The sequence below is a fragment of the uncultured Empedobacter sp. genome (assembly GCF_937930195.1).
GTDB lineage: Bacteria > Bacteroidota > Bacteroidia > Flavobacteriales > Weeksellaceae > Empedobacter > Empedobacter stercoris.
Genome location: NZ_CALGVK010000079.1, coordinates 1 through 3,251, shown reverse-complemented (window position 1 = coordinate 3,251; position 3,251 = coordinate 1). Strand labels below are relative to the sequence as shown.

The 3,251-nt window shown below is 29.9% G+C and carries 3 protein-coding genes; all 3 read right to left on the bottom strand.

Annotated features, from left to right (window positions below; translation table 11 throughout):
* Positions 1 to 142: 142 nt before the first annotated feature.
* Positions 143 to 1,618 carry a malate dehydrogenase (quinone) gene (gene mqo, locus Q0616_RS05075; RefSeq protein WP_188319642.1) on the bottom strand — a complete coding sequence of 492 codons (1,476 nt, stop codon included), beginning with the start codon at positions 1,616 to 1,618 and terminating at the stop codon, positions 143 to 145.
* A 120-nt stretch (positions 1,619 to 1,738) separates the two neighbouring features.
* Positions 1,739 to 2,254: an RDD family protein gene (locus tag Q0616_RS05070; protein WP_188319643.1), complete on the bottom strand. Its 516-nt coding sequence runs from the start codon at positions 2,252 to 2,254 to the stop codon at positions 1,739 to 1,741.
* A gap of 81 nt (positions 2,255 to 2,335) precedes the next feature.
* Positions 2,336 to 3,109 carry a hypothetical protein gene (locus tag Q0616_RS05065; protein ID WP_298775544.1) on the bottom strand — a complete coding sequence of 258 codons (774 nt, stop codon included), beginning with the start codon at positions 3,107 to 3,109 and terminating at the stop codon, positions 2,336 to 2,338.
* Positions 3,110 to 3,251 lie beyond the last annotated feature (142 nt).

Genomic DNA, 3,251 nt, shown 5'->3' with positions numbered 1-3,251 from the left:
GTTGGCGAGGGAACGCCCAGAAAGAAATTATTTAAGTTTAATTGTTGTTGTAAAGTTTAATACAATATTGCTGAAACTAAATTATATAAAAAATCCTGATAATATAAATTACCAGGATTTGTATAGCGTGTAAGAAAAATTTTTATTCTAAAATTTTAAGAACTTTTGTTGTTCTAGCGCGAGAAGCTTCGATTAAATCGGCTTGACCTAAATCTTCACCGTAAGAAGGAATCATTGTTTTGATTGCATCATTCCAATCGTTTTTCATTAAATCAGGGAAACATTGTTTCATTAAGTTTAGCATTGCACTTACTGAAGTAGATGCTCCTGGAGATGCGCCTAATAAGGCTGACATTGATCCGTCTTGAGAGGTTACGATTTCAGTACCAAATTTTAAAGTACCTTTTCCGTCTTGTTGCTCGATTACTTGAACACGTTGACCTGCAGTTTGCTCAAACCAATCATCTAATTTCGCTTCAGGTAAATATTCTTGTAAAGATTCAACCTTTTTAGCTTTTGATAACATCACTTGTTCGATCAAGTATTTTGTTAAGTCGATGTTGTTTAAACCACAATTCATCAAGAAACCTACATTACCTAAATTTACAGATTTAAATAAATCTAAGTTAGATCCGTATTTTAAGAATTTAGTTGAGAATGTGGCAAATGGACCAAATAACAAAGATTGTTTACCATCAATAACGCGTGTATCTAAGTGAGGAACAGACATTGGTGGTGCACCAATTTTTGCTTTTCCGTATACTTTTGCATGGTGTTGTTTGATGACTTCTTCGTTTTGACAAATCAACCATTGTCCACCAACAGGGAAACCGCCAAATTTTTTCGATTCTGGAATTCCAGATTTTTGCAACAATAAAATTGCTCCTCCACCAGCACCTATAAATACAAAGTCTGCATTTACAGCTTTATTATTCCCCGATTTTAAATCTTTTACTTTTACTGCCCATTTACCGTTGCTAAGACGAGTTAAGTCTTTTACTTCATGTTCAGTTTCAAGTGTGATTTCGTTTTTGTTTTTTAAACCTTGGAAAATTTGACGAGTTAACTCACCAAAATTAACATCAGTTCCTAAATTCATGTGCGTTGCCGCAACTTTTTCAGATTCATTTCTACCATTTACAATCAACGGAGCCCATTCTTTGATTTTTGCAAAATCTTCAGAATATTCCATGTCTTTGAATAAAGGGTGTTGAGATAGTTTTTCGTAACGTTTTCTCAAGAAATTCACATCATCTTCTCCCCAAACAAAAGACATGTGTGGAGTTGGACGTAAGAATTTTTCTGGAGAAGAAACATAATTATTTTCAACTAAGTAAGACCAAAATTCTTTCGAAGTTTCAAATTGTTTTGCAATGTTAATTGCTTTGTCAATGTTTACATTACCATTTTTGTCAATTGGTGTATAATTCAATTCACAAAAAGCAGAATGACCTGTACCAGCATTATTGAAAGCGTCAGAACTTTCAAATCCAATTTTATCTAATTTTTCGAAAACAGAAATCTTAATAGCCGGATTTATTTTTTTAAGAAGTATGCTTAATGTAGCACTCATTATTCCAGCACCAATTAATACTACCTCTTGAGGTTGTTTTTCCATTTTTCAAAAATATATTTACGTTGCAAAGGTATTAATAAATAGCCTTTTTCACGAAATAATATGCAGTAAAAACAATGATTTATTACATAAATTATTGTTTTGAGATGATTTGAAATGAATTTACTTTATCATATTGCTTTCAGATTCTGTATTTCCAATAGTATCAATTATGTCTTCATAAGATAAATCTGCTTCGAAAGCCTTTTTATTAACAACTGTTGTATTCGAAATTTTGTCGTGCCAACCATTTTCTCCTAAAAAAGTAAGTACGTCAAAAGGAATAAGACGACATAGATTGCGGTTAAAATAATCTTTTGTAGTAGGTTCAGAACCATCAATCATTACAACTTTAGTGCCTGTAATTAGTTTTCCTAAAGAACGACCTTTGGTTAAAAATTCAGACAGAAAAATTAATAATATATAGAAAATTGCTGTAATAATTCTGTCGAGAAGTGGATTGATATTTTCTAACTGATATAGAATGTTGCTTTCTGGATTAATTAAGACTATAATTGTTGCGATTATACCAAAAAAAAGCATTGTTACTAAAATAATTGATACATAATCAATTATAAAGTTTAGAAAGCGAATTCCCTTGTTAGCTTTGTGTTCACCAACTTTGTAATCTTGATACATACTATTTTTTTTAATGTTAATTAGTTATAAATATATAATAATGAACGAATAATTAAAATTATTTTGAAGATATTATTTAACCTAAATTTTGTCTTCTATCCAGCGTCTAAGATTAATGTAATTGGTATTTCGTCTTAATAATTCTTGGCTGTCAGCATTTTTTAAAAATTGATCTAATTCTTTAAACGCTTTTACTTTTTCGTTTGGATACAAATCATTCAATTCAATAAAAAACAAACTAATTTTTCGCGTAATGATGTTACTGTTTTTCATTTTCTTGCAAAATTGATGTGTTTTATAGGAATAAGTATCCAAATCTTGATCATTGCCAGAATCATACAAATTCATCATGATTAAAACCAATGTATAAAAATGTAAATCTTCCTGAATACTCGCTTCACTACTGATAATTTTTTGACAATATTCGAACGAATGATCCCAATCGTTGTTTAGAAAATAATAGGCAGCGATTTTAAGGTAAAGTACCGAAATATGGTGATTATCGATTTTATGTTGATGTAATTTTATTTCTCGTAGAATATCTTTAATCAAAAAAGGACTGATATTTTCTTTTGGATTGATAAAAAAGTAATTCAATTTGCTATTGAATTTATTGATGAACCAAAGCGCTTCTACATTATCATTTTGAGGTAAAATCTCATAAGCTGATTCTAACTTATCAAACCAAAATTTAAATTCGTCTGAATTTTTTTTCAGGTACAAAATTTTTAATAGATAGCTGTTTCCTTTAATAAACCAAACGGGATGACTAAGAATACGGTCTTTTTTTTCGTAAAATAATTCCACCCATTTTTTAGAAAATTCATAAGCTGAATCTAAGTTTTGTGTTAACATCGACAACCATACATTTGCCTTGTAAAACCAAAGTTTTTCTTTGAATTTTAAGAGATTGAAATTAATATTTTGGGTTTCTGAATTGAAAAAGTCTAAGTTCAACAAATAAGTGCAACTCAAATAAAATCATTGGGGGCTAGCC